We start from the raw sequence: 24925 nt of genomic DNA on the forward strand, positions 1-24925 counted from the left end.
AGTGGAGGAATTGCTCCGTGTAGGGCTGTGTCGAGTCGCATTACTTGGCTTCGGACCGCTGGTGGTTGCGGCACTCGTCTTTCTGAGCGTGTGGCATGCCTTGAGGCCTGCCACACGCTTCAAGTATCTGTTTGTGTCAGCTGATGGCTTGGCATCCCCCACCCGTCGCTGATCTTGGCCATACCACCGCTTCCGCTGCCGAGGTCCAGGAAGCGTCACAGGGCATGGTCGCTGCGGACCAGAGGTCGAAGCCCTGTCCGCTGCCGCCCGCGTCTCCTGAGAAGGTGATCAGAGGGGTGGCAGCCGCGCCGAAGTTGAGGCCGGCGCGTACCTACGCCGCCTGGTCGGCGAGTCCGTCGCCGTTCGTGTCGCCTGGGGCGAACAGGTCCAGGTTCTTCCAGCCAGCGGGGCCGATGAGGGATGGGGCCGCAGTCGGTGTCGAGGCGGTTGCCCGCAGCACCGAGGTAGAGCCAGAGCAGGTTGCCTTCCTTGCCTAGAAGGTCGGGGCAGCCAACGACGTTCGGCTCCGTCGGTCGCTTCTGTGGCGCTCTAGCGCTGTCGTGAATGCGTTCAGCCCGTGTGGCGTTGCGTGGGGTCGATGCGGCTCAAGAGCGCGCGGATCAGGTCTCGGCTGTAGGCCGGGTGGGGTGGGTTGGTGGTGGCTTCGTGCAGGAGATAGGTGATTTTGGCCCACTGGCGGAAGTTGCCGTGGCAGGCGAGGTCGTCGATCCACAGGAGGTCGTCGGTAGGGACATCCGCCCACAAGGCGTGGTACTGGGGGATGACGGTGAGGACTTCGCTGGGGGCCAGGGGGGTGTAGCGCTGCCAGATGAGGATGCGGGAGTCGAGGGCGGGCCGGTTCTTGATTTTCTGGTAGCAGTTCTCGGCGCCGATCAGGACGATAGCGAGGCGGGTGTCTTCGTCGTCATACAGTTCGCGCACGAATTCGAAGGCGCGGGTGTCGAGCCACTGGGCTTCGTCGACGACGAGGACGCGGGGGGCTTCGGCAAGGGCTTCTTTGATCATGGTTTCGCAGCGGGTGCTGCCGGCTGGGGGCTGCCCTGGCAGTTCGAGCTTCTTGTAGAGGGTGGCGCGCAGGGCCTGGATCTTGGAGGAGCTGAGTTTGATGCGCAGGGTGGTGTGGGGGGCGAGGTCGTCGAGGTGGCTGCCGACGGCGAAGGTCTTGCCCAGGCCGACGCCTCCGTGGACGCACATGATGGCGCCGTTGCCGCCGTCGGCGCGCAGGGTGGTCAGGAGGTTGGCGTAGGTCTCTTCGCTGGCTTGGGTCAGGATGGCGCGTGCTCCGGGCAGGCCGAGGTAGTGGTAGTTGCGGTTGGTGGCCGGGTCGTTGGGGGTGGTGGTCACACGGTGTCCTGGTCGTCGGCGGGGGTGGGCAGGGGTGGGGTCCAGCGTGCGGAGGTGGGGGCGGGCCGGTGCAGGAGGTCGGGCCGGGCTTCGGTGTGGGCGTCCGGGGTGCGGGTGGGGAGTTCGCGCAGTTCAGCGGCTGCTTGGGTGGCGGAGAGGCGGTTCAGGGGTTTGGGCGGGGCAGGTGTGGTGGCGGCTGCGTAGCGAAGGCGGGCGTCCTTGCGGGCCCGGCGGGCTTTGGCGGCGTAGCGGTCGGCTTCGCGCTGGCGGGCCCGTTGCAGGCGCCGGGACTGTTCGGGGGTCATCTCGTCGCTGCGGTAGGCGGGGCCGCGGTAGCTCAGGGTGTCGGCGTCGTAGAGGTGGACTTCGTGGAAGTGGTTGGCCTCGTGGCGCAGGCGGACGCGTTCGCCTGCGCTGCTGTGACCGTGCATCCAGTCGCCGACGTAGTAGGCGTCCTTCCAGCGCACGCCTTTGCTGGTGATGGTCAGGGGGCGGCCGGGGTGCAGGAGGGTGTAGGTGTGCAGGGCCTGGGGGTTCAGGGTGTCGATGGGGGTGAGGTCGGCTGTCCAGGCTTGGGCGGGGGTGCGGCGGTTGAGGCGGGCGATGGTGTGGTCGTTGTTCCACCATTGCACCCAGTCGAGCGTGAGGCGGACGAAGGTTTCGAAGTCGAGGAGTTCCTCGAGGTGCCATAGGGGCTGGCCGCGTTTGTCGTGGCGGCTGGCGGGGGTATGGCTGTAGCCGGGCAGGCCTTTGAAGAGGGTGTGTTTAACGGCGGCGTTGAGGGCTTCGACGGTGCCTTTGAGGTGGGGGCTGTTGGGCGGCAGGACGATGAGTTCGGTGCGAAATTTTTTGAAGGCTTCGTCGACGGCGGTGCTGAGGAAGTCGCGGCCGCGGTCGACGCGGACCTTTGTGGGGATGCCTCCGAAGGGGCGGTGGTGGTCGCCGCACAGGATGGCGTCGCGGCTGGCGGCGAGGATGGCTTCCTGGCTGGGCTGGTGGGGGGTGATGGCCAGGCCGCAGATGACTGCGGTGGCGTGGTCGATGAACCAGGTGATCCAGGGTTTGTTGCGGTGGCCGTCGAGGTTGATGAAGACGCTGGCCTCGACGTGATCGGTCTCCCAGACGTCGTTGCGGTGCCCGTGCGGGCGCAGCTGGTGGACGTCGTGGTGGCTGCGGGCGGCTTCTCCCCCCTCCAGGGCGGCGCGCTGGCCGGGGCTGAGTTCTCGGTTCACGGCCCGGTGGAAGGTGGCCAGGCTCGTGTCGAGGAGGCCGTCGGTTTTGAGTTGTCGGTAGGCGGCGGTGATGTTGCCGTGCCATTGGGCCAGGGCGTTGTGCATGGTCGGGGTGAGGGTGAAGCGTTGGCGTTCGTTGGGGGTGTAGGTGCCGTGGTGGGCGTCGGCGTTGTCCATCCAGCGGTGCACGGTGCGCCAGTGGACGCAGAAGCCGGCGGCGACCATGCGGATGTCGTGGTGGGTGAGGCGGTGGTTTTCGCGTAGGCGCAGCAGGCGCCGGACGGCTTCGGCGCGCAGTGCGGTGAGGTCGTAGGGCCTGTCGGGTGGGGGTGGGGCCGGCACGGTGGCGGGTGCTCTTTCTGCGGTGGGGTTGGGGAGGGCGGGGGCGGGGTGGCGTCAGGCGGGGGCGAGGGAGAGCAGTCCGGCGCCGTAGGCCTTGGCGCGGCCGATTCCGGCGAGGAGTGCGTGGCGCAGCCGGTCGGGGTCGGTGATGGTGGCCTGGCCGTCGAAGCGGGTCAGCTGGTGCCGGAAGATGTGCGGTTTATCTGGTGCGCCGGATTCTTTGACGATGGGGCGCCGGGAGTGGTGGAGGGGGGTGAGGTCAGCGGTGTGGGGGGTGAGTCCTGCGTGGGTGCTCTTGCGCTGCCACCAGGCGAGGGCGTCGGGGCCGTGGAGGGGTTCGTCGTGGTGGCGTGTGGTCAGGTCGGCGAAGAAGGGGTCGCCGGTGGGGATTGTGCGGCGGCGGCTGGGGTTGGCGGTGATGCGGTAGCGCACGCGCCGGCCGGGGACGAGGGCGTTCAGCACGGGGGTGAGGTCGCGGGTTTCAACGGTGCCGTAGGCCAAGGGCAGGCGGGTGAGGTCAGGGGGCTGGTGGGACTGGATGAACAGGGTGGGAGGTGTGTGCGCGGTGGCGTCTTCCAGGCGGAAGAGCAGGCCGGCTTTTCTGCGGGCTTGCTCCCCGAGGTGGTCGGGTGCCAGGAGCATGACGCGTTTGTGGAGGCTGGTGGGGTCGGTCAGGTCGCGGCGGGCGTTCTGGCTGCGGCGGTTGAGGCGGATCCGGGTCAGGGTGAGGGTGAAGGGGATGGTTTCGTCGGGGGCGGTGGCCATGGGGCGCTCTCCTGTCCGAGGTAGATGGCCAGTGCGGTGCGTGCGGGGGGCGGGGTGTACAGGGCGGCGGGCAGGTCTTCGGTGGTGATCCAGATGCGGCGGGTGTGGTGGAAGCGGCGGGTGGGGGCGAAATCGACGGGGACGTCGGCGATCTCGCGGTGGGAGCGGGCGGCGGGCAGGTGGTGGGGCGGGTGTTCCCAGATGAGATCCACGGCTGTGGTGGTGGCCCCGGTGGGTGGCGGCGAAGGCAGGCTGAGTGGGACGTGGCGCAGGAGGTGGTCGATGGGGTCGGGGCGGATGCCGCCCAGGAGGAGGGGTTCGTCGGGGATGCAGGCGCGCCGGCCCAGGTAGGGGGCGAAGGCGGGCTGTTCCAGCCGGGTGATCAGGCGCTCGAGGAGGGGGTCGGGGGCGCGTACGGCCAGGGTGAAGACGGCGTCGGCGAGGTAGACGCGGTGGCTGATGTGGGTGGAGGCCTTTTGCGGGCGGTAGTTGCCGCTGCTGGTGCGCAGGCCGTGCTTGTGGGGGCGGCCGCCTCCGCTGGTGTGGTAGTCGGTGTGGCGGGTGCCGGGTCTGTCGACGCGGACGGTGAGTTCCAGGTCGCTGTAGGGGGTGGCTTGGGTGGCGGGGTCGGGGGTGAGGGCTTCTTCGCGGGGGCGTCCTTCGACGGCGGCGAAGAGGCCGATGAGTGCGGAGCGGGTGGGGAAGGCGAGGGTGTCGCGGTAGGCGAAGGCGGCGTGTTCTCCGAAGGACATCAGGGGTGCGGCCAGGCGCAGCAGGATGCCGTTCATGCACGGGCTGCCGGCGTGGCGGGCTGGGCGGCGGCCTGGGTGAGGGCGTCGGTCAGGGCGTCGAAGGAGGTGTGGCGCTGGCCGAGGTGGTCGATGTCATCGGCCTGGGCGGTGGCGTAGCCGTGGGCGTGGCGGCGCTTGGTGCCAAGGAGTTGGTTGAGGGCGGCGGTGTGTTCGGCGAGGGCCAGGGCGGCGGGCTGGGTGTAGCCGCCGCCGGGGGCGCGTCGGACGGGGCGTTCGAAGGCGGCGGCCAGGGAGACGGGGCGGCGGTCGCGCAGGGCGTAGTGGATGAGGTGGGGCAGGGTGTGCGGGGCGGTGGAGGTCTTCTTCGCGCCGGGCATGACGTCGATGAACGCCTCGGCGAACAGGGAGAGCAGGTGCAGGGCCTGGTCGTGGTCGCCGTTGAGGTTGTGGGTGAGTTCGGTGAGATTGACGGTGGCGTATCGGTAGAGCAGTCCGGTGGTGAAGAAGGCGGTTTGCAGGTGGGCGCTGCCGGTTTCGCCGGGTGCGCCCCACTCCTCTACGGCGGTGAAGTAGTCGGGTTGCGGGTCGCTTTGGTGGACGGTGAAGGCGTGTGCCATCTGGACGGCGCCGTCGACGTGGGCGCCGGGGATTTCGGCGAGCATGCGGCCGAAGAGGCTGATGGTGGCGGTGCGTCGGCGGAGCAGTGCGGCCACCTGCTGGGTGGGCAGGACGGCCGGGGGTTTGGCTTTGCCGCCTCGGGGATTCTTGGTCTTGGCCTGTGGTGCGGCTTTGGCTGCGGCTTGCTCCTGCAGGGCGTCCTGCAGGTCTTGGCGGTGCTCGGTGCACAGGGTCAGGAGGTCGTCCATGATGTCCCGCGGGATGTAGAGGGCTGCGGAGGTGATGCCGCCTTGTGTCTCCTCGGTCTTCAGGCCGTCCTTGGTGGCCGAGCGCACAACCTGGGCGCCGGCGAAGCTGGCCAGGTCGTCGGGCCAGCCGGCTGCGCGCAGGGCGTCGGCTAGGCGCAGGGGCAGCATGCGGGTGCGGGCGGCGTGCTCGTCGAGGTCTTCTTCCAGGCGCAGGCGGATGGGTCGTTTCCAGGCCTGCGAGGAGACCATGGCGCGCATGGTGCCGCCGTAGAGCAGGGTCTTGGGTTCGTTGTCCTCTCCGCGGTTGAGCAGTGAGGCGCTAAGGGGGTGCAGGGCGTGCAGGTCGAGGTAGCGGGCGGGCGGGTGGGCGGGCATGTCAGTGCTCCTGGTCAAGGGCGTGCAGGGTGGTGAAGTAGGAGGTGCGCCAGCGGGCGGCGATGTGTTGGTGGTCGTAGTCCCACCGGGCGAGGTCCTCCAGGAGGACGGCGAAGTCGAGGCGGGCGGCGTCCTTGCCGTGCAGGCGGGTGACGAGGCTGAACAGCGCCGGGTGCAGCAGCGGGGTGCCGAGTTTGGTGAGGGTTTTGACCTTGCCGGTCATGCGGGCGGGGTCGAAGCCGTGCCGGGCTGCGGCGATGGCGAGGTGGGTGCCGAGGTTGGGACGCATCCGCCAGGCTGGTGTCGTGTATTCGTCTGCCGTGGGTGTGTCGGCCTGCGGTGGCGGTGGAGTCGGCTGGGTCGGGCCGGTGGTGTCGGGGGGCTGGTCAGTGCTGCTGTCGCTCAGGGCGGTGTCCGGCAGGTAGGGGCCCTCTTGGTGGGGCAGATCGCGTTGCAGGGCGATGAGGCTGGCGACGGTGTAGTGGGCGCGGGCTGCTCCGAAGCCGGCGACGCGGTGGGCGAGGTGTTCGGGCATCCGGTCGCACTCCTCGGTGGGGCGGCCGCGTCCCGAGACGAGGTCCGCGCGGATGCCGTTGCTCTCACACAGCGTGATGATCTGAGCGACGAAGTCGTCGTAGTGGGCCCGGCGTTGTGCAGTGGTGGGGGGCATAGCGGGTGCCTTTGCGACAGGAGAGGGCTTGACGGGCTCGGGATGGGGGTTTCAGCGGCCGCGGCGCAGCCGCGTGCTGGCCTGGGCGATGGCTTCCGCGGCGTTGAAGTACTGGTCGATTGCCGGCTGGGTGGCTGCGGTGAGGGCGGTGAGGGCATCGGCGGTGAAGGCGGCCCGGGCATTGCGGTCGGGGTCGGCGAGCAGGCTCCAGAACGTGGTCTCGGCGCGCGGCCAGTAGAGGGTGCGGGCGCGGCGGGTCCAGGCGGGCAGGTGCCGGGGCGGGCGGGTGGGGCGGCCGGCTACGGAGGCGGTGCCGGTGGTGGTACGCCAGGCCTGGGCGGAGACGTCGTCCAGCAGAGCGCCGGTCTGCTCGGCGGCCTGGCGGCAGATGGTGACGCGTTCGGCCTGGGCGGGGTCGTGTTCCTGGGTGTGGGGCCAGATCGGTGGGGTGATGGCCGTGTACCAGGTGCGGTTGACGGTCTTGGGCTGCTGGTCGAAGCCGTGCACGCGGACGCGGAGGTGCGCGCGGGTCTCGGGCGGCAGGTCGTTGAGCGAGGTGAAGGCGTCGGGACGCCGGACGTAGGTGCTGCGGGCGGAGGACTCATCGCCGGCCAGGAGCAGGGCGTCCAGGTCCCGCCACAGGGCGCGGTCGGCGTCCGCGGCGCGGGCTTTGTACCGCTCGGTGAAGGACTTCCCCGGGCCGGTGTCGACGCGGTAGACGAGGTAGGGATCAAGGGCCGGCAGGCGGGTCTGGGTGGCCCAGGTGACGTAGGCGTCGGCCACGTGGCGGCCGTCGGATGCCGGGATGAGGAGGAGGGCGTGGCGGGAGCGGCCGGTGAGGAGCCGGCCGGGCCAGGTCACTGGTGGCGGGGCGGCTGCGGGATCGGGCAGGGGCTCCTCCCACGGGCAGCGGTCCACGGCGTCCGGCCAGGCCTGGGCGGGTGGGGGCAGGCCGGCGAGGAGGGTTTCGTACAGGGTGCGGCCCAGCGGGTGGAAGGAGACGGTCGAGCGCAGCGGGCCGGCTTTCGCGCTGCCGGTCCGATGGCCGCCCACGGCACGGACCGAGCTCTCCCCCGCAGCGCCGTAGTAGTGGTGGATGAGCAGGTGCCACAGGGCCTGGTCGCTGGGAACCGGCTGCGGATCGGTGTCCGTATGTGGGCTGCGCCAGGCGAGATTGTTGCCCTCGGGCCGACCGTAGACGAGTTTGTTCACACCGGCTCGTTTTGTGCACTGCACCCTCAGGCGCGGATCTTGCAGGAACGGCCGCTCGGGGTGGAACAAGTCCCAGACGTACTGGTCGAAGTAGGCGTGCACGCGTGCGGGGTCGAAGCCGTCCGGCTGCTTCAGCAGTGTTCGGCGGCGGGCTGCCCACTGCCCCGCACTCATTTCCGGATCATCCAGTCCGCTCAGGCGGGCGGTGATGGCGACGAGCAGGCGTAGCGCGGCGGAGGCGGCCGGCGGCAGGGGCAGGGCCAGGTCCTCGATGGTGTGCGCGCGCAGCAGCACATTCCGCCACCCTAAGGACTCCTGACGTCCGTTCAAAAACAGGACCGGAATGCAGGGCTCTTCGTCGGTGGCATATCGCGGGGTAGGCACGGGATGGCTCCAGACGGCCAGAGGCAGCAAAAGCACAGGAAAGACAGGAAGGGTTTCGGTGCAGCCCTGAGGGTGGCGATGGCCGCATTCTGGGTTTGCGGCAGCCAAAACAGCGCGCGGAGGACAGAGTTGCCCCGCTGCTGGGGTGCACCGGGCCGACTCGCACGGGGGTCGGCTGTTGACTGACACGCGCAGGGCTCTTGGGGTGTGGCACCGGCGGCACGGCAGACGCGACTCACCCGGATTCCGAACGAGGCCCCGGGGTCGCATTCATATAATAACCATGCGCGGAGCGCCCCTGAGCCACATAATTGACTCTTTGATTACTGGCCGGTTCGTTCGACTCGCGGAACGGAAAAGGCATTCCGGTCGGCGCATCTTGTCATGCACGGTAATTCACGATGTCGTGAGGGCGGTTCCTCTGCCAGCGCATCTGACCGCAATTCAGGCCATCGCGCGGCGGGCGGGTGGTGTTCCGGGGCGGGCACAGGACGGCCCGACCGCCGCGGAGCTGTGGATGAGGCAGCCTGCGGCGGCAGCTGCCTGGCGAACCCAACGCCCCCAGCGCATCCGGCACTTGGCGGTGACGATCTTTGCCGGCGGGCCGTGCCGCGTGGCCGGCTCGCACGGCCCTGACCGGTGCAGCAGCCCACGCTCTCAGCCGTGCGGCTCCGGCGATGCACGTCGGTGCTCTTGAACGCCCAGCGGACTCGCCTGTCGGCGGCGGTGGGTCCGCGCTCGGTCATTGCCCAAGGTCACGGAACGGCCCCCGCGGCCGTGTGTGCGGCGGCGCGCCCGGCCTGCGGATCAGCACCGGGCCCGACCGGCCTAGTGAGGACCTTGGCCGAAACGGCGAGCCATCTCCCCAAGGGGAGGCGCGTCAAGCCGAGGGCAGCGCAGGGAAGTTGGCGGCTTCGCCTCAGTCCGCATGGTGCACCAGTCCGAGTACGGGGTCGAGGCGCAGCGTGTGGCGGCCGAAGCGCACCGGCTCGTCGGCCGCCCCGGGGTGGTGCGGGAGCAGGACAAGGTCGGCGAGCAGTGCGTGCCGCGTCCAGGGCTGCGGAACCCGGTGGCCCTCGTGCCGCTGGGCGACCCATGCAGCGGGGACGGGCAGCGTGTGCTGGAGGATGGTGCGGACCTGCGCGGTGGTCAATTTCTTTGTCGGCAGCGGACGGGTGCCTGCCGCGTTCAGGGAGAGACCGGCGGCGGTGTGGTAGACGGGCAGCAGGCGCCTGGGCAGGATGCCCAGGCGGGTGGCGGCATCGCGTGCGCGCAGGTGCTGACGGTGCAGGTCGGACAGGGACAGGGTGTGCTGCCAGGTGGGTATCAGGGGCAGCTCGCTGTGGTGTTCCTCGGTGCGGCGGCGGGCCTGGTAGGCGGCATGGCGCCGCTGGAGGTTGGGGTTGGTGCGGGCAAGTTCGTCTGCTGTCCCGTGCACGGTCTCAACCAGGTGCGCAACATCGTCGGGCAGACACAGCGTCAGGGTCTGGCCGGGCCGGCGGACCAGGAGGTCGGCGGTGGCGTGTGTGAGGAAGGGGTACTCCAGGGTGCGCCAGGCTGGCGGGATGAGGGTCTGGCCCTGGTGGTCGGTGGGCTGCAGGACGTGCAGGCGGGGGGTGTGGTGCAGCCAGCCGGGCCGTCGCATGTGACCGGCCCGCAGCGGGGTGAAGCGCTGCAGGCGGCCCAGGCGTTGCAGGAGGGTGTGCAGGGCGGCCAGGTCGCTGACCATGACGTCGACGTCGATGTCGAGGCTCAGGTCGAGCAGGCTGGTGGTGACGATGACCAGGCGGGCGGGGCGTTGACTGGAGCGTCCAAGGGCGGTGCGGATCCGGCGGGTCACAGCTTCGCGTTCGTGTTCGGGGATGCGGGCGTGCAGCAGAAGCAGCTGACCGTCGGTGCCGCCGGGCCAGTCGAGGGCGAGCAGGTGTTCATAGGTGTTTTGAGCGTCGGCCATGGTGGCGCAGACGACGGCCGCGCAGCCGCCGTTCTTGATGACGGGGCTGATTTCGCTGGTGATGCGCTCCAGGCGGCCGGTGCGGGCGGGTGCGTCTGCGGGGTCGGTGCAGGAAGGATGGCGTACGGGATGCAGACGGATCTCGGCGGTGCGGCGGAAGCGTTTGGCATGGGCGGCGGCAGCCGGGGGGTGGATGCGGGTGAGATTGGCGTCGCGGGCTGCGGCGAAGAGCCAGCCGGGGTAACCAGGGGAACAGTCAAGGCCGGCCGTCACGGAATGCGGGTGGCCGGCACCGGCCAGGTAGCTGCGCACGAGTTCACGGCTGGCGCGCTCGGGCAGTGTGGCGGACAGCAGGACGACCGGACAGCCCACAGCACCCAGCCAGTGCAGCAGCCGGCCCAGCATCTGCCGCATGAACGGGGTCATGGCGTGGACCTCGTCCACGATGACGGTCCGCCCGGACAGGGCCAGTAGCCGCAGGGCGCTGAACCTCACGGGGAGGACGCCCATGAGGGCCTGGTCGTGGGTGGCGACGGTGAACTGGGCCAGCAGCGCCCGGTCCCAGCCCCGCAGCCAGCCGTCCGGTACAGTCACCCGTTCCTCAGGCCGTTCACCCGGGTCAGCCCCGCCCTCGGCACCGTCGGACCAGAACTCGTCAGTTGTGGACGGCTCGTGGTCACGGAGGCGGTGGTCGCTGTAGGCGGAGTTGCGGTAGCTGTGGCTGTAGACCAGGGAGACCGGGGCATGGAGAGGTCGGTGCGCCGCCACGTAGGACTCGAGGACGTCGTAGGCGGCGTCCGCGGTGGCGGTCGTCGGCAGCAGCCAGGCAATGCCGGCCGTCTCGCCGCCAGCGTTGAAGATGCGGGCCGCTTCCAGCCCGCCGACGGTCTTTCCTCCGCCGGTGGCGTCGGTGACCACCACGATGCCCGGTCCCTTCTCCCCCACTGCAGCGGTGAGCTGCTCGATCAGCGCGGCCTGCAGGTCGTTGGGGTCGTGCAGGCCTTGGTGCGCCTGCGCAAAGGGCACTTCCGGCAGTGTGATGCGGGGCAGGCCGGACTGCTCGAGTAACCGGGGGGCGTCCTGCACGGCCTGCGTGTAGTGCTCGCCGGCGCCGGAAGCGGGCGCCAGGGCTTTGGGAAGCCAGTGATGGCGTTGGCTGGCCAGCCGGTCCGCGATGATTCCGACTCCGGCAATCAGCACGGCGGCCGGCGCAGATACCTGGCTGGGCACCGCCGTAACGCCGGTCAGGTGCCGAACGAGAGCGAAATAGCGGCGACGCAGCTCCTGCCACGCGGGCCCGCCCAGCGTGACACGCACCCGAGCGGCCGACGCCGCACCGTCCAGATCGAGCTGCAGGAACCGGCCGTGGTGACCACCGAGGACCTGCGCCAACCGCACCCCGGGACTGTCCGAACCGTCCACGGCATAACCGGCCTCCGCCAGCAGATGCAGCGCAGCGTGCATAGACGCCCGCTCGTGCGGCACACGCTGCCAACCTTGTGTGTCCGCCTGGAGCTCGTCACTGACCCGGGCCCACGCGATCGTCTCCTGCCGCTGGAAAGCGGATAACTTTCCCAAATCGTGCAGCCCCGCGATGAACATCACCAGACAGCGGGCCTCAGCCAGGGTCACACCCAGCCCGTCGGCGATCAGCCGCCGCTGTCCGCGCGTGAGGTACCGGTCCCACACCGCACCCGCTACCGCCGCTACATCCAGCAGGTGAAACAGCAGCGAGTACACCGCCAGCGCGCCACGGTCGAACTTTCCCCACGGCGTCACATCGATTCCGCCGTTCCGGGCGTCCTCCCACACTCCCACGAACCAGTCCCCGCTCATCAACTAGTGAACTACCGCAGGCCGTTGGCAGCCTACCGCCACGCAGACAGCAGACATTCACATACCAGTCTGCAGACTCCGTCCGCCCGGCAAACAGCTCCCCAGCAAGCTGGTACCAGTGCGGCACCCGCCTGTGGCAGACTCGTCCAGGTCATCACAGCACTCATAACCTAAGTAAGTGAAAATCGGCCTGTTGGCCTGCAAAACTGCAGGTAGGGTCCCCCCGCGCATGCGGGGGTGCGGCGACGACGAAGTGGGCCGGCCAGCGCGAAGCCGAGTAGTCCCCGCGCATGCGGGGGTGTGGCCCGTGACGTCCTGTCCGAACAGGACCTCGTCATGTAGTCCCCGCGCATGCGGGGGTGCGGCGTGGACGCCTCGCTGGGCCGCAGGCCTGATGACCTAGTCCCCGCGCATGCGGGGGTGCGGCGGTGACCGTCACCTTCTGCCCCCGGGCGACGCGGTAGTCCCCGCACTGGGGGGTCTGTCCACCGACGATGCCGACGCGGTGCGCAGCCTGCAGTTCTCCCCCACATGCGTGGGGTGCATCCGAGAGAATCCGCAACTCGTCGATTGCATCGTTCTCACTGCGCGCGTGACGTGCTCCGCCGCGTCACAAAAGTCGTCGTAGCAGTTCGTCCCATGCGGTGAAAGTTCGCCCGACGGTGGCTGTAGCCGCATGCCGTGCGGCTCTACACCCCGGCCAACTTCAGGACCATGCACAGTCGCAGCGGGTAGCGTACCGGAGAGGTGGGGGCAGATAGCAAAACGCATCGACCTGCCAGTCGAGCGAGGGGCTGGCTTAGGTAGGGGGACGCAGTCTCTGAAGGTGGAGGTCGATACCGTTGAGGCGGTTCATGGCGAGGGCAAGCACCAGCACATGGAGTCCAACAGCGCACGCGAGAACGCGCCGGGGCTGTCTCGCAGGAGTATCCACGCGACGCGACGTAGGCTCGCTGAGTTCGACACCTCAACATTAAGCCGTCGCGGGCCCTGTTTACTTCCAGTCGCGGCGCCGCCTCGGTGATTACGGCGTCCTACCGAAGCCCTTCGCGCGGAGGCTATGTGGTCTCCGCCTCCAGTGAGGAGGTCGTCTGCGCGGGCGTGTCGACTGGAGGGCCTGGCTCGTCCGCATCCCGGGCTGTGGCTTGGGTGGCGGTGTGTAGGTTGGGGCTGATGTTGCAGGCGCGTTCGGGTTTTGCCGTGGTCGCGGGCGCAGGGGGCGAGGTGGCGTTGTGGGCACTCTTGAGGCGTTGGGCGAGTTGTTCGCCTCCGAATTCGATGGCTACCGTGCAGAACCGGTCGATGATGAAGCGCTTGGCGTCCAGAGGTAGTTCTCCGAACCATTTATCAAGGAGGCGGGCGGTCTGTACCCAGGCAGCGCCGGGCGCATAGGTGGCGACGTGCTCGGACACCTGATTGATGATCTCGATGGTTTGCTCGGTGACCTTCTCGGGTGCTTCGAGGAGCATCTGGGCTAGGACGAGGGTGGAGTCTTCACGCAGGTGGTCGCGGTAGGCCGATGCCTGGGCCATCCGCAGTTGTGTGCGGTCGTGCTCTGCGCGTGCGCTGGCCCGCAGGCGTGCGAGGGTTTGGGCTGCGTGCACGTCCTCGGGGCTGGCGTGTATGTGGGCGGTGGCCCAGTCCAGACGCACTGCCGCATCGGGCAGGGCCGTGCGGTGGCCCAGGCGGGCGTTGGCGAGGTGTTCGAGCGCTGGGGCATCGTTGATGGAGGCGGTAGCCGCCATTTCTGTAATTTCATCGATTACGTGGCATGCCGCGACCGCGGCCGGGTCGTGATGGCGGCTCCTGGTGCGCCATCGGCCTTCGGTGTGCACGCTGAAGGTGAAGCCTTCGTCCGAGCTGGCGGCGGTGAAGTCCACGCTCAGAGGGCCCCGCCGCGCCAGCCAGGGCCAGATTCTAAGCACCCCGTGGGTCATCCTGTTCCGGCGCGGATGGCTGGTGGGGGTCAGCGAGGCGGACGTTGCGCATCAGCGCGGCGTGAAGTTGGTGGTTTGTCTCTTTGTCAGGGTTGTTGGTTGTCAGCAGCCAGCGTTCTGCCAGCCGGACGAGGTTCAGGAAGCGCTGGCCGCGCAGATAGTCGCCGGGGGTGTCGTGGACGGCTTGTACTAGCGTGCGGGTGATTTGCTGTGCCACGTCGGGGTGGGACGTGGCCGCTGCGTCCAGCCAGGCTGCACAGGCCCGGTCGGCGAGCTTGGTGGGCTTCTCGTGTTCCAGGGCGGTTCGCCAGCCGCGGACCACCCAGGCGGGAAGGAAGTCCTCGGCCGTCTCCAGCAGGACGGGCGTTCCCGATGCGTCGTGCTGCAGCGCCAGGTGCATAAAGGCACTGGAGGCGGACTGCTGCAGGCCCTTGTGGTCGCTGGTGAACCACAGGTCCAGCGTGTCCAGTGCCTGCGGGCGGATCTCATCATCCGCCCAGAGAGCGTTGATGGCCGCGCCGACGGCGTCGGCGACGCCGTCTTTGCTGGAGCAGGCGAGGTCGCCCAGGCTGCGGAGCATCGGTGCGGGGTGGGCGGGGGCGAGTGTCTGAAAGACGTGGGCCAGCGTCTGCAGGAGGCGGGCGCTGCTGTCACTGTGCAGGGCCCACCTGTTGGTGGCGGTGCGGGTGAGCTGGCCGATCTCGGCGTCCAGAGCGGCTGCGACTAGGAGGTCGTGTGCGTGTGGGGCCAGAGTGTGGTCCTGCGCCCAGTCCTCGGCCACCAGGTGCAACACCCTGGTGGAGCGGGCGGCCTTGGCGTGGTGCAGGGCCCAGGGGGCCATGCGCTGTGCGAGCTGTTTGCGCTGTGCTGGCTTGAGTTGCAGGCACAGTCTGGCTGTCCACTGGGTGAAGTCCGCAGTGAGTTCGGGGCGGTCCCGCCAGAAGTAGCGGACCACGGCCTCGGCGAAGCCGGGCCCGGGGAAGCGGAGGGTGCCGTCGGGCAGCGGTTGCGCTTCGACCTGGCGTGCCAGCTGGATTAGCCCTGGCCCTTGCTGGCCCCTGAGCCGCCGCGCGCCGTCCTTCTTCTCCCCCAGGGCTCGCGCCAGGGAGGCGATCTTGTCGTGCACGTTGTCGATGACGTCGCCGTCGTAGACGGCTGTCAGCAGCAGATAGTTGCGGTCGTAGCTGGTGCGGCCGGGGGCCGAGTGCCACTTGGCCAGGGTGTCCATCCAGCCTGATACGGCGTGGCTGACGGCGGTGAAGACTTTTTCGAAGCCCTCGGTGTCGCGCTGGACGTCTTGTCCGGTGGGATCCCCAAGCTGGCTGAGGACCCGAACCAGGACCTGCGCCCATTCCTTGACCTGTCCCGGGCGCAGCAGCCGGGACAGTTCCTGGCTGAAGCGGTGGTCATTGGCCCAGGCACCCGGGTCGGCGATTCCGGCCGCACGCAGATGGGCCGTGAAGAGCTCTGCGGGGCGGGGTGGTTGGGGAGTGCGGGCCAGGTCACCTGCATCCTTGCCGATGGCTTTCCAGAGCGTGCTGCTGGTGAGGACGATGAGGTAGGAGCTGTCATCGCGCAGGCCACCGCTCTGCTTCAGTTCGAGGCCGAAGTCACAGCTGGCGGGGATGCGTTCTTCTATTTCCCGCAGGTCCAGGATCCATCCGGTGCGTGTTTGGCCCTTGAGCCCTTCCATGCTGAAGCTGTCGCCAGCGTCCCGGCGGACCCGGCGCAGGGTCAGGGGCTCGCGGGGCACGGTGGTGAGTAGATGCAGCGCAGTTGTCCAGCGGCCGCTGCCGAAGTGCTCGGCGCTCAGCACCAGGACCCGGTTTTCCTCGAGGAGCTGCGCGAGCTCTCTCTCGTTGGCCATCGGCACGTACGCTGCGAGCTGTTCCCTGACCCATTCCGGGGGCAGGGGTGCGCCGCTGTGACGCTGAACAGCTTCGATCAAGGTGCCGATCAGGGTGCCGTAGTTGGCGTCCGCGTGCACGCTGGTGTGCGGGCTGCTGGTGTCGGTAGCCGGTGGGGCTGGCTGGGCCGTGGGCCCCGTACCGGAAGATGGTGTGCCGGTGTCGTCGGCTGTCGTGCCGGCAGGAGCCTGCGGGGGTGCAGAGGCTTCGGTGCCTTCCGCGGGAGTGTCGCGCGTGTCTGCCGCCGGGCCTGCCAGAGGGGACTGTTCGGGCTTCTCCTTTGATGGATCGTCCGCGGGGCCCGGCTCGGGCGTGCGGCTCGCTACGTCACGTTCCTGCGCCGTGGCGTCGGCGGGCGAGTCGAGGGGGACGCCGGGCTCGGGCTCGGACATGCACGGGCTCCTCTTCTTCCTGGTGGGCGGAATTTGGCACGGTCATGAGTCGGTCAGCTACGGCCGTCGATGTTCGGCGCCTTCATCCCGATGACCTTTGCGCCCGCTTCCACGCGCTTGGCCCGGATGATGCTGGCTGCGGAGCCGCGGATGCTTTCCTGCGCCTCCATGCCGGTCACCTCACCGGCCACGCTGTCGTAGTGGTGTTCGCTGCGGGGCCCGCTTTGCGCACGGTCTTCGCCCTGGAAGGTGAACCGCTGGCCGTAGACATCTTCCAAAGCCGCACGGACCTGGCCGAGAGTCTGCAGCAGCAACGCGTCGCCCTGGGTGATCGATTGTGGTTCGCGAGCGTAGTGCGCCATGGCGAGTGCCAAGGCTTGCAGCACTGGCAGGCGGTCTTCAAGACGGTCTGTGTCGATGCGCAGCGGCAGTTGCAAGTCACCTACCAGTTCGGCGGGGACCGCCGGCTCGGTCTCTGGGGCTGGCGGCGCCGTCCGGCCGGAGCGCCAGCGGTCCAGAGCAGCCTCCAGCCGCTGGAAGAGAAACGTGAATGCGGCTGGCAGGGCGCTGCCGGCGACCAGTGAGAGGTCCGAGGCATCGGACATGGAAATTCCTTCCGAACAATCAGCAGCGGGCCCAGAAGAGGGAGTCTCATTTTTAGCGCCCCTCCAGCCCGCCACGCGGCGATTCAACCAACTGCGGCTCAAAAGAGACGGACATGCGCCCTTCTAGCTGAATTTCTCCGTAACAGTCGATCTTGTCCTGACAGGCGTGATGGAGAGGGAGCCCAAAGCGGCTAGTGTGACTCATGTGGCGGCGGCAGCTCGTGTAACTCCTGTGCCCGCTGGACTGGTTGGGAGCAGTGCCCCGCAGCCCGATAGCCGAGCTCATCGGGGCAGGCGGTGACCCGACAGGACCGCCAGGCCACGTCGAACGACATGCCTGAGTTCGACCTCTGCATCACACGTACCGCTTTCCAACTGGTGAGCGGAGAAAGCAATGCACGGATAATCGTAGAATTCACTGAGCAAGTGTGTCGCAGACCATCCCCCCTGTTCGGCTTTCCGGCCAGAATCAACTGCAACGAAAGCCTCAGGAGTTTACTGACGCCTCAAAATGATCAGCCGAGAGCCGATAGGACTGCGGCATAGCGATAAGTTCTCGGCCAGGGCAGCGTTCTGCAACAACCGGACCGCCCACATCGTGCACCCCACCACGCCAGTAAGGCGGAGCAGGAAGCCACCCCAACCGCCGTCAGGCCAGGGGGTTTCCATGACCGCGTGGCCGGGGCGGTTGCATAATCCACCACTCGCTGCCCCTCGGGGCACCTCAGGATCGGAAGATCGAGTCTGCCCCGCTCCAAGTGCCCTATCGGGTACAGCAAGTTCGGTTAAAGTAAGCAAAATCCGACCACTCGACCCATGAACCAGCAGGTTAGTAAGGGTGCTCCCCACACGCGTGGGGGTCTGTCGAGGCTGCCGAACGGCACGACGATCCGCCCGCCGTGCTCCCCACACGCGTGGGGGTCTGTCGACGGAGCTCATCACGTCGTTGTGCCCGGACGCGTGCTCCCCACACGCGTGGGGGTCCGTCCACGGTGACGCCTCCTCGGTCGTCCAGCCGCGCCACCTTCGCCAAGCGAGTCGAGACTCAGTCATCGCCCACAGCTCTCGACCCCGCAAGATCAAATAGGACAGCAGGTCAGACGGTGCCCCCTAAGGGCTTCTCGATTCAGCGCGCTGGGGCTTCTCGTACCACGTCACTAAGACTTCTCACTCGGCGTCACCACCTCTCTGCCCTGAACAGCAAAGACGCATCACACTCGAACGAGAACTGTCAGTGACATCAAAGCGAGAAGTCGCAGCCCGAATGGAGACCCACCCGTACCCAGAGGCATCGCCATCGGTGCGACCCGCTTTCCCACCAAGGAAGCCGTCCGGGAAGTCTGCCGCGCCATTGTTCGCCGCCCGTCGGCTCACCGCGCCGCCGACGCTGTGCCCCTCATCCACCAGGGCCGATGTCGTACGCGAATGGCTGACGTGGTCATCAGTCGGGATGGAGGGCGCATCAGCCAAACTCTGCACCGTCTCGGGCCCGTCGTCACCCAGTCGTACGGCACCCTTGAAGCCGGGCAGATCTCTGTGCTCAGTACTGAAGAGCACCGGCGTCCGGAGCTGCTGACGACCGTGGGACGGCCGGTGGCCGGTACGGAGGTCCGCATCCTCGACGCAACGGGCGAGCCCGTGCCCCGCGGCGTGACCGGCGAAATCTGCGTGCGCGGCCTCTCCGTGATGACCGGATACCACCACCAGCCCCGCGAAACGGCCAAAGTGCTGCGCGATGGATGGTTCCACACCGGCGACCTCGGCCATCTCGACGATGCCGGCTATCTCACCACCGTCGGACGCTGCAACGACGTCATCCTCACCGAGTCCGACAAGGTCTTTCCCGCGCAGGTCGAAAGCGCCTTGCTCCGTCATCCCGGTATCCGGGCGGCCTCGGTGTTCGGCGTCACCGAACCCGACAACAGCGAACGGGTGTGTGCCGCGGTGGTCACCACCCCCCAGTCCCAGCTCGCCCGACGTGAGATCAGACGATGGGTCACGGAACAGTGCGGAGCGGCTCACGCGCCCCACATAATCCTGCTCCTGGAAGAGCTGCCGCTGACCGGCAGTCAGAAGCCCGATCGCGCCGCTATGCGTGCCCTGGTCCAGGCTGCTCGCCAGGAGGCTCTCGGGTAACGTCCGACCCCGGCGCAGTCGCGGACGTAGGTCAGCGCTGCCGGTCAGCGGTCAGCGGTCACGAGCAGCGTGGCTGCCGCTCGCGGCCCGTCGGGCTTTGCCGGAAGCATGGCAATGGCGATGTTGGTGAATCCGGCCTCGTCGAGGGCTTTGCCCCATACCTGCTCCTGGAGGACCCAGCGTCGCAGCGAGGCCGTTTCGCCCCCGGGGGTCTTCGCGGGGATGTCGGCTGCCACCAGCTCCGGTTGGGCTGGAGCGCCGTTCAGGTAGTGGGCCAGAGTGGAGAAGGCCAGTCGCCCGCCCGGCTTCAATGCATCTGCTGCTGCCGGCAGCAGCTCGCGCGGATCGGTGAAGTCGACGGCTCCGAACACGCTGTACAGCACGTCGTAGCCGCTCTTCGCCGCCCGGAGGTGGGGCACGGCGTCGGACCACACGATATGCAGGCGTGGGGCGAGGTGGGCAAACAGGTCGGTGGCCATCTCGTACTGCGCCGGGGACGCATCGATGGCGACGACCTGGGCGGGGCCGTGGTGGACGGCTAGATGCGCGGCGTGCCGGGCGGCTCCCGCACCAAGATCACCAACCACCCGTCCCGTGAGATCGCCCAGCACTTCGCAGGTGGGGCCGCTGTCCTGGCTCCAGTTCCAGTGGAAGACATCAGAAACGGCACGGTCGCGTTCGGCTCGGGTGCGGCCGAAATGGTGCCAGAGGTCTGCCGTGGTTGCCATCCGCACCATCTTGGCGGGCACGGCCCCGCGCCGGGCTGGTTCCGGTCAATCTTTCCCGGCCAGGGCGAAGAGGCCGTCCAGCCGGGCCGGCGGACGGCCTTTCCGTGGGCTCTTCACGGGACTTCTGGAACGTCTGCGGGGATCAGGGGCGCCGGGTCAGGTCCCATGCCTGGTTCTGCCTTCGGTTGCAGTTCCACTGCAGGACGGGAGCGTTGTCGACCTTGCTGGCCCCCTGCACGTCGACGCACTTGCCCCCGCTGAGCGGCTGGGTGAACAGCGGGGTTTTCCTCATCACCGCCGGTATGAAGGAGAACGTCTGGTTGGGGGCGCCCACGCAGGTGTACTGGTCGAGCTTGGCGCCCTTGGCGGTGCTGGCCCCGTGAACGGTCAGGCACTTTTTGCTGTTGATGTTCCGCAGGACCGCGCTGCCCAGGCTCGGATCACCGCCGATCATTTCCAGGCGCCATTGCTGGTTCTTGGCGCCGACGCACCGGTATTGGTTGACGACCGCGTTGTTGGCACGGCTGGCCCCGCGCACGGTCAGGCACTTTCCGCTGTGCCGGGCGACCACGTACCTGATGTTCTGGGCGGCCGCGGCCGCGGCCTTCGCCGAAGCGGTCGTGCGGTCGTCGGGTTCTGCCGCCCCAGCGGCACTGCTCGGCGTACCGCTGGCCAGTGTGCCCAGCGTCGCGGTCGCCGTCAGTGCGATGAGTACGGCCCTTGCACGCTCGTACGTCATGTTCATCCGACGCCCGCCCACTTCTGGTTGCTCCTGCTGTTGCAGTTCCACACGATCACCGGCGCGTTGTCCGCTTTGCTGGCTCCCTGCACGTCCAGGCACCTTTTCCCTCCGGAGCGGGCCATCTCCCCCTCGCGGTAGGGCGGCATGGTGTACCAGATCTGGTCAGGAGTGCCCTCGCAGTCGCGCTGGACCGCAGGCGTGCCCTTGGCTGTGCGGCCACCCTTCAGGGAGAGGCACTTCTGGCTCTCGAAGTTGGTGAACCGTCGGGCGAGGCCGCCCCCGTCGTAGACGATCCACCACTGGTTCTTCGCGCCGCTGACGCACCGGTACTGGTTGACGACCGCGTTGTTGGCATGGCTGGCCCCGCGCACGGTCAGGCATTTACCGCTGTGCTTGGCCTTGAGGTAGTAGATGTTGTCCCGCCCGGCGACGGGTTGCAGATCGGCGCCGGCGAACGCCGTGTCCCGCGTGAGTGCTGTCCGCGCGGTCCGGGCCGCGTCCGGCCCGGCCGGTGGGCCGCCCGGGTCGGCCAGAGCCACGGCCGAGCCCGGAAGGGCCACCGCGGCGACTGTCCCCGCCACTGCCAGCAGGGTGGGCAACGTGCGCATACGTTCTGTCCCCTTTTCTTCGCTTCCCGACGTGCGTCGAGCCTCTCGGCGCGAGCGGCCGCGGCGTGACCGGTGGCCTGCTCGTCGTCGATGCACGGCCGCAGCCGCCCTCCCCCGTTGACGTGGGCGACTGCGGCCTTGCACCACTGAGTTCAGCGGGCGTCGAGTTGTTCAGCACCCCGCTGACGTGGTACTCAACAAAAACTTTCGCGGTGGCGCCGTGGTGCGGAGGGCTCGCAGGCGGCCCTGCGGTGGTGGGGCGGTCCGCGCGGAGCCGGGGGAGATGATCAGCGGGGGAGGCTGGGGTGGGTCGTCGCGAGAATCCGGTGGATCCGGGTCAGGGGCCGGTGGAGCAGTTCGCGTACGCGTTGCGCAAGGTGCGCCAGGAGGCGGGCGCTCCGACCTACCGGGCGATGGCGCGGAAGGCCGGCTACTCCGTGACGGCGCTGTCGAGGGCCGCCGCGGGAGAGAAGCTGCCGTCCCTGGCCGTGGCACTGGCGTACGTGGAGGCCTGTGGAGGAGACAGGGCGGAGTGGGAAGAGCGATGGCGCGAGGCTCAACAGGCGGTGGACGCCCGCGCTCACGTCCCGCGGGAGGAGACGGCCGAAGCGCCGTATCGCGGGCTGGTGCGTTTCGAGGCGGGTGACCGGGACCTGTTCTTCGGCCGCGCCCGCCTGACCGACGACCTCGTTCGCCTGGCCCATGCCCACCGTGTGACGGCCGTGTTCGGCCCCTCCGGCAGCGGCAAGTCCTCACTGCTGCGCGCCGGGCTGATTCCTTGTCTGCGGGAGGCGGAGGACGCCGCGCTGCGCCCGGCGGCGATTCGCATCCTCACCCCCGGGGCCCGGCCGGCGCGGAATCACACCAGGCTCTTCACCCCGGCAGCGGGGTCAGGGGAGACCTGGCTGATCGTGGACCAGTTCGAGGAGACGTTCGCCCTCTGCCACGACCCGGCGGAACGGCGGGCGTTCATCGATCTGTTGATGTCCGCCCGCGACGGCAACAGCCGGCTGCGGGTGGTCCTGGGAGTGCGGGCCGATTTCTACGCCCGCTGTCTGGAACACGAGGAACTGGCCGCGGTCATCCGGGAGGCGAGCCTGCCCGTCGCCCCGATGACGCCGTCCGAACTGCGCGAAACAATCGTCAGACCCGCCGCGGCGGCGGGTCTGATCGTGGAGCGTGCCCTGACCGATCGCCTCATCGAAGAGGTGGGCGAAGAGCCGGGCGGTCTGCCGCTCCTGTCCCACGCTCTCCTCGAAACCTGGCGCCGCCGCCGGGGCCGCACTTTGACCCTCCAGGTGTACGAGGCGGTCGGAGGCATCCACGGCGCCATCGCCCAGACAGCCGAGGCGTTCTACACCCGGCTCACCGAACCCCAGGCCGAGACCGCCCGCCGCATCCTGCTGCGCCTGATCACCCCGGGCGAGGGCACCCCTGACACCCGTCGCCCCGTCGACCGGACCGAACTGGACAGCGCCGGCCCCGCGGGCAGTGAGGCCTCCACACTGCTCCACACGCTGGCCCGCGCCAGGCTGATCATCCTGGACGAGACCACCGTCGACCTCGCCCACGAAGCCCTGATCACCGCATGGCCCCGGCTGTACCGGTGGATCGACGAGGCCCGGGAGCGACTGCGCCGCCACCGGCGCCTCACCCAGGCCGCACGCCACTGGCAAGAGCGCGGGCGTGACAGCGGGTCCCTGCTGCGCGGTACGGAGCTCACCGAGACGGAGGAGTTCTTCCCCACCGCTGAACAGCAGGGCGAGCTGACGGCGTTGGAGCGGGACTTCCTGCATGCCTGCACCACGGCGCGGGCCCGCGCGCGGCGGCTGCGGCACGCCGTGACCGGTGTGGTGGCGCTGCTGGTGTCGCTCGCGCTGGTGGCGGGTGCCATCGCCTGGCAGCAGAGCCGGACCAGTGAGCAGCACCACCAGGAGGCGGTGGCCCGGCGGGTGGCCGCGGTGGCCGACAGCATGCGTGCCTCCGATCCGGTCACGGCGATGCGGCTGAGCGCGGCCGCCGCGACGCTGAGCGGCACGATCGAAACCCGCGCAGCGCTGCTGGGCGCCCTGTCCCAGCGGGAGCAGGACGTCTACGAGGTTCCCGGCGTGGAACCCATGGGCCTGACGTATCTGAGCGGGGACGGCCGCATCGCCGTCGTAGCGGGCGACCGTGTCGTACGGGCGTGGAGTGTCGCCGAACACCGGCCGGCAGGCCCGCCCCTCCCCCTCGACGACGAGACAGCGGTGGCTGTCAGCCCCGACGGGCACCGGTTGATCGCGACGTCGGGTGATCGGGTCCGGCTGTGGAACCTGCGGACCGGGAAGCCCATGGGCGCGCCCTTCGGGAGCGCTGAGTCGGTCTACTCTTTTGGGCCCGGTGGCCGCATGGTGCTCGGTGAGGGGGACACGGGCGGCATCACGCTCTGGGACACCGAACGTCGGCGGGTGAGCTTCGAGCGGCGTGGTTCCGCCGCAGCCCCATGGGCCATCAGCCCGGACGACCGCCTGCTGGCCCTGTGCTCGGGCCGCCAGGGGCCTGTGCAGCTGTGGGACGTGGCCGCGCACCGGAAACGGCCCGGCCCGTGGCCCCGCACACACCAACGAGCCGCGTGCGAGGAAGAGTCATCGCTCCACTTCACCCCGGATGGCCGTGGCTTGATGTCCCGGACGGCACACGGGTTGCGGGTGTGGGACATGGACAAGCGGCGGGAGCGGACCCGTATCCGGCACAACGGGCTGCAGGAAGCGGCCCTCAGCCCCGACGGCATGTTCGTCGTGGCCACCGACGGCAAGGAAATTCTGCTGTGGCGGGCGGAGGACTCCAAGACGCCGGTCCTCCGTGTCCCACTCACCGATGAGCTGGCCACCGCTCTGCGGTTCGACGTGCGCGCGGGAGTGATCCGCTACCTCAGCGAGCTGGGCAGCACCGATGTCGCGGTGCGGACACTGTCCTACGGTGCTGCACTGTCCGGGAGTTGGAGCAAAAAGCCCGCAGCCCAGGGCGGTTTCAGTGCAAACGGCCGGGTGCTGGCCCTTGAGCGGCGCGACAAGGACATCGCGCGGCTCGAGGTGCGGCGCGTCCCGGACGGGAAGCTGATCTCCCGTACCCCTGCTGTGCGGTGTAAGGAAAGGCCCCTCTTCAGCGGCGACACTTGTCACATCGCGCTCACGCTCAGCCCTGACGGCAGCGCCCTCGCCTCCACGAGAATCACGCTCGACGCCGACGGCAAACCCGGCGAACCCGGGCCCGTCACGCTGTGGGACGTGCGCAAAAACTCCCGGCCCCGCTCGCTCAGCATGCCCTCCTCCCAAAAGGATGCCCCGGTGGCGGGCCTCGCGTTCACCCCCGACGGACGCTCCCTGCTGATCCGCCGGTGGGACGGCAAGCCCACGGAGACCTGGGACGTCTCACACGCTGTGCGGGCGAAGCAGACAGCCGCCGGCCGCCTGTCCCACAGCTCCGGAACGTCGCGGGGCGCCTGGAGCACGCGGGCGACCGGGGGATCGTCGGGCCGCAGTCCACTGGCGATACGCCCCGACGGGCGGCTGCTCGCCGCCCCGGGCCAGAGCTCCGCCCTCCCTTCGGGCCGGACCGCGGCCAACGGGCTCCCCGCGGAAGAGACCACTGCGCTTGCCTTCAGCCCGGACGGCAAGCACCTGGCGGCGGGCGCGGACAACGGACGGGTCGTGCTCTGGGACGGCACGGTGAGGCAGACCTTTGGAACACTCGCAGGAACATACGACGACGCCCGCGCACGACCGGGCCCCGGTGACGCCGAGGCAGTCACGGCACTGGCCTACTCCCCCGACGGCACGACCCTGGCCGTCGGGGGCGAGCACGGCACGCTGCGACTCTGGGACGCCGCCTCCCGCCAACCACTGGGAACCTCCCTGCCGATGCCGGGCGACGCCGTGCTCGCCCTTGCCTTCTCCGCGGACGGCCGCACGCTCCACGCCGCTGGCCGGCACAGCGCCCTTCGCTCCCTCGCGGTCGATACCGAGCGGGTGACCGCCTCCGTCTGCGCACGCGCCCACGGAGGTCTGTCCCGGTCCGACTGGCAGAAGTACATCCCTGATGTGCCCTATCGCAACGTCTGCGCGGGCCGTTGAAGCAA

16 protein-coding genes are annotated in these 24925 nt (G+C 69.1%); 2 read left to right on the plus strand and 14 right to left on the minus strand.

Annotated features, from left to right (window positions below; translation table 11 throughout):
- Positions 1-570 precede the first annotated feature (570 nt).
- The 11 genes from ACZ4Z4_RS25815 to ACZ4Z4_RS25865 form a co-directional block, all read right to left on the minus strand.
- Positions 571-1365 carry an AAA family ATPase gene (locus ACZ4Z4_RS25815; protein ID WP_468331808.1) on the minus strand — a complete coding sequence of 265 codons (795 nt, stop codon included), beginning with the start codon at positions 1363-1365 and terminating at the stop codon, positions 571-573.
- Entirely contained in the window at positions 1362-2939 is a 1578-nt protein-coding gene (locus tag ACZ4Z4_RS25820; protein ID WP_468331811.1) for a Mu transposase C-terminal domain-containing protein, read from the minus strand. Before ACZ4Z4_RS25820 ends, ACZ4Z4_RS25815 begins: the two co-directional genes overlap by 4 nt.
- A gap of 54 nt (positions 2940-2993) precedes the next feature.
- Positions 2994-3704 (minus strand): type I-E CRISPR-associated protein Cas6/Cse3/CasE, encoded by a 711-nt coding sequence (gene cas6e / locus ACZ4Z4_RS25825; RefSeq protein ID WP_468331814.1) that lies wholly within the window; start codon positions 3702-3704, stop codon positions 2994-2996.
- Complete coding sequence (cas5e, locus tag ACZ4Z4_RS25830) at positions 3659-4492, minus strand: type I-E CRISPR-associated protein Cas5/CasD (protein ID WP_468331817.1); 834 nt, start codon at positions 4490-4492, stop codon at positions 3659-3661. Before cas5e ends, cas6e begins: the two co-directional genes overlap by 46 nt.
- Positions 4489-5697 carry a type I-E CRISPR-associated protein Cas7/Cse4/CasC gene (gene cas7e, locus ACZ4Z4_RS25835; protein ID WP_468331820.1) on the minus strand — a complete coding sequence of 403 codons (1209 nt, stop codon included), beginning with the start codon at positions 5695-5697 and terminating at the stop codon, positions 4489-4491. Before cas7e ends, cas5e begins: the two co-directional genes overlap by 4 nt.
- 1 nt (position 5698) lies before the next feature.
- Positions 5699-6367, minus strand: a complete 669-nt coding sequence (locus ACZ4Z4_RS25840; RefSeq protein WP_468331823.1) for a type I-E CRISPR-associated protein Cse2/CasB — start codon at positions 6365-6367, stop codon at positions 5699-5701.
- A 51-nt stretch (positions 6368-6418) separates the two neighbouring features.
- The gene (gene casA / locus ACZ4Z4_RS25845; RefSeq protein WP_468331826.1) at positions 6419-8233 is read right to left on the minus strand and encodes a type I-E CRISPR-associated protein Cse1/CasA; all 1815 of its coding nucleotides are present in this window, start codon (positions 8231-8233) and stop codon (positions 6419-6421) included.
- A 649-nt stretch (positions 8234-8882) separates the two neighbouring features.
- Entirely contained in the window at positions 8883-11753 is a 2871-nt protein-coding gene (gene cas3, locus ACZ4Z4_RS25850; protein ID WP_468331828.1) for a CRISPR-associated helicase Cas3', read from the minus strand.
- 1058 nt (positions 11754-12811) lie between these two features.
- A complete protein-coding gene (locus ACZ4Z4_RS25855) occupies positions 12812-13633 on the minus strand; it encodes a hypothetical protein (RefSeq protein ID WP_468331831.1) in 822 nt (273 codons plus the stop codon).
- Positions 13634-13670: 37 nt separating this feature from the next.
- Positions 13671-15989, minus strand: a complete 2319-nt coding sequence (locus tag ACZ4Z4_RS25860; RefSeq protein WP_468331834.1) for a hypothetical protein — start codon at positions 15987-15989, stop codon at positions 13671-13673.
- A gap of 53 nt (positions 15990-16042) precedes the next feature.
- Positions 16043-16594 (minus strand): hypothetical protein, encoded by a 552-nt coding sequence (locus ACZ4Z4_RS25865; RefSeq protein ID WP_468331837.1) that lies wholly within the window; start codon positions 16592-16594, stop codon positions 16043-16045.
- A gap of 1425 nt (positions 16595-18019) precedes the next feature.
- On the opposite strand from ACZ4Z4_RS25865, the gene ACZ4Z4_RS25870 reads away from it, so the two are divergent.
- Complete coding sequence (locus ACZ4Z4_RS25870) at positions 18020-18730, plus strand: class I adenylate-forming enzyme family protein (RefSeq protein WP_468331840.1); 711 nt, start codon at positions 18020-18022, stop codon at positions 18728-18730.
- 44 nt (positions 18731-18774) lie between these two features.
- Here ACZ4Z4_RS25870 and ACZ4Z4_RS25875 read toward each other — a convergent pair whose 3' ends face one another.
- The 3 genes from ACZ4Z4_RS25875 to ACZ4Z4_RS25885 form a co-directional block, all read right to left on the minus strand.
- Positions 18775-19458, minus strand: coding sequence for a class I SAM-dependent methyltransferase (locus ACZ4Z4_RS25875; protein WP_468331843.1), 684 nt, complete (start codon positions 19456-19458; stop codon positions 18775-18777).
- Positions 19459-19600: 142 nt separating this feature from the next.
- On the minus strand, positions 19601-20248 hold the full coding sequence (locus ACZ4Z4_RS25880) for an RICIN domain-containing protein (RefSeq protein WP_468331846.1): 648 nt from the start codon (positions 20246-20248) through the stop codon (positions 19601-19603).
- Positions 20200-20808 carry an RICIN domain-containing protein gene (locus tag ACZ4Z4_RS25885; RefSeq protein ID WP_468331849.1) on the minus strand — a complete coding sequence of 203 codons (609 nt, stop codon included), beginning with the start codon at positions 20806-20808 and terminating at the stop codon, positions 20200-20202. The genes ACZ4Z4_RS25880 and ACZ4Z4_RS25885 overlap by 49 nt, the downstream gene beginning before the upstream one ends.
- Positions 20809-21113: 305 nt before the next feature.
- Between ACZ4Z4_RS25885 and ACZ4Z4_RS25890 the strand changes: the two genes are divergently transcribed.
- Complete coding sequence (locus ACZ4Z4_RS25890) at positions 21114-24920, plus strand: nSTAND1 domain-containing NTPase (protein WP_468331853.1); 3807 nt, start codon at positions 21114-21116, stop codon at positions 24918-24920.
- Positions 24921-24925: the final 5 nt, after the last annotated feature.

Source organism: Streptomyces sp. NPDC030245 (genome assembly GCF_055572995.1).

Coding starts and splice junctions, on each gene's coding strand:
- cas6e (WP_468331814.1), bottom strand. CDS start 3,704: ATGGCCACCGCCCCCGACGAAACCATCCCCTTCACCCTCACCCTGACC.
- cas5e (WP_468331817.1), bottom strand. CDS start 4,492: ATGAACGGCATCCTGCTGCGCCTGGCCGCACCCCTGATGTCCTTCGGA.
- cas7e (WP_468331820.1), bottom strand. CDS start 5,697: ATGCCCGCCCACCCGCCCGCCCGCTACCTCGACCTGCACGCCCTGCAC.
- ACZ4Z4_RS25840 (WP_468331823.1), bottom strand. CDS start 6,367: ATGCCCCCCACCACTGCACAACGCCGGGCCCACTACGACGACTTCGTC.
- casA (WP_468331826.1), bottom strand. CDS start 8,233: ATGCGACCCCGGGGCCTCGTTCGGAATCCGGGTGAGTCGCGTCTGCCG.
- cas3 (WP_468331828.1), bottom strand. CDS start 11,753: ATGAGCGGGGACTGGTTCGTGGGAGTGTGGGAGGACGCCCGGAACGGC.
- ACZ4Z4_RS25860 (WP_468331834.1), bottom strand. CDS start 15,989: ATGTCCGAGCCCGAGCCCGGCGTCCCCCTCGACTCGCCCGCCGACGCC.
- ACZ4Z4_RS25865 (WP_468331837.1), bottom strand. CDS start 16,594: ATGTCCGATGCCTCGGACCTCTCACTGGTCGCCGGCAGCGCCCTGCCA.
- ACZ4Z4_RS25870 (WP_468331840.1), top strand. CDS start 18,020: ATGGCTGACGTGGTCATCAGTCGGGATGGAGGGCGCATCAGCCAAACT.
- ACZ4Z4_RS25875 (WP_468331843.1), bottom strand. CDS start 19,458: ATGGCAACCACGGCAGACCTCTGGCACCATTTCGGCCGCACCCGAGCC.
- ACZ4Z4_RS25885 (WP_468331849.1), bottom strand. CDS start 20,808: ATGCGCACGTTGCCCACCCTGCTGGCAGTGGCGGGGACAGTCGCCGCG.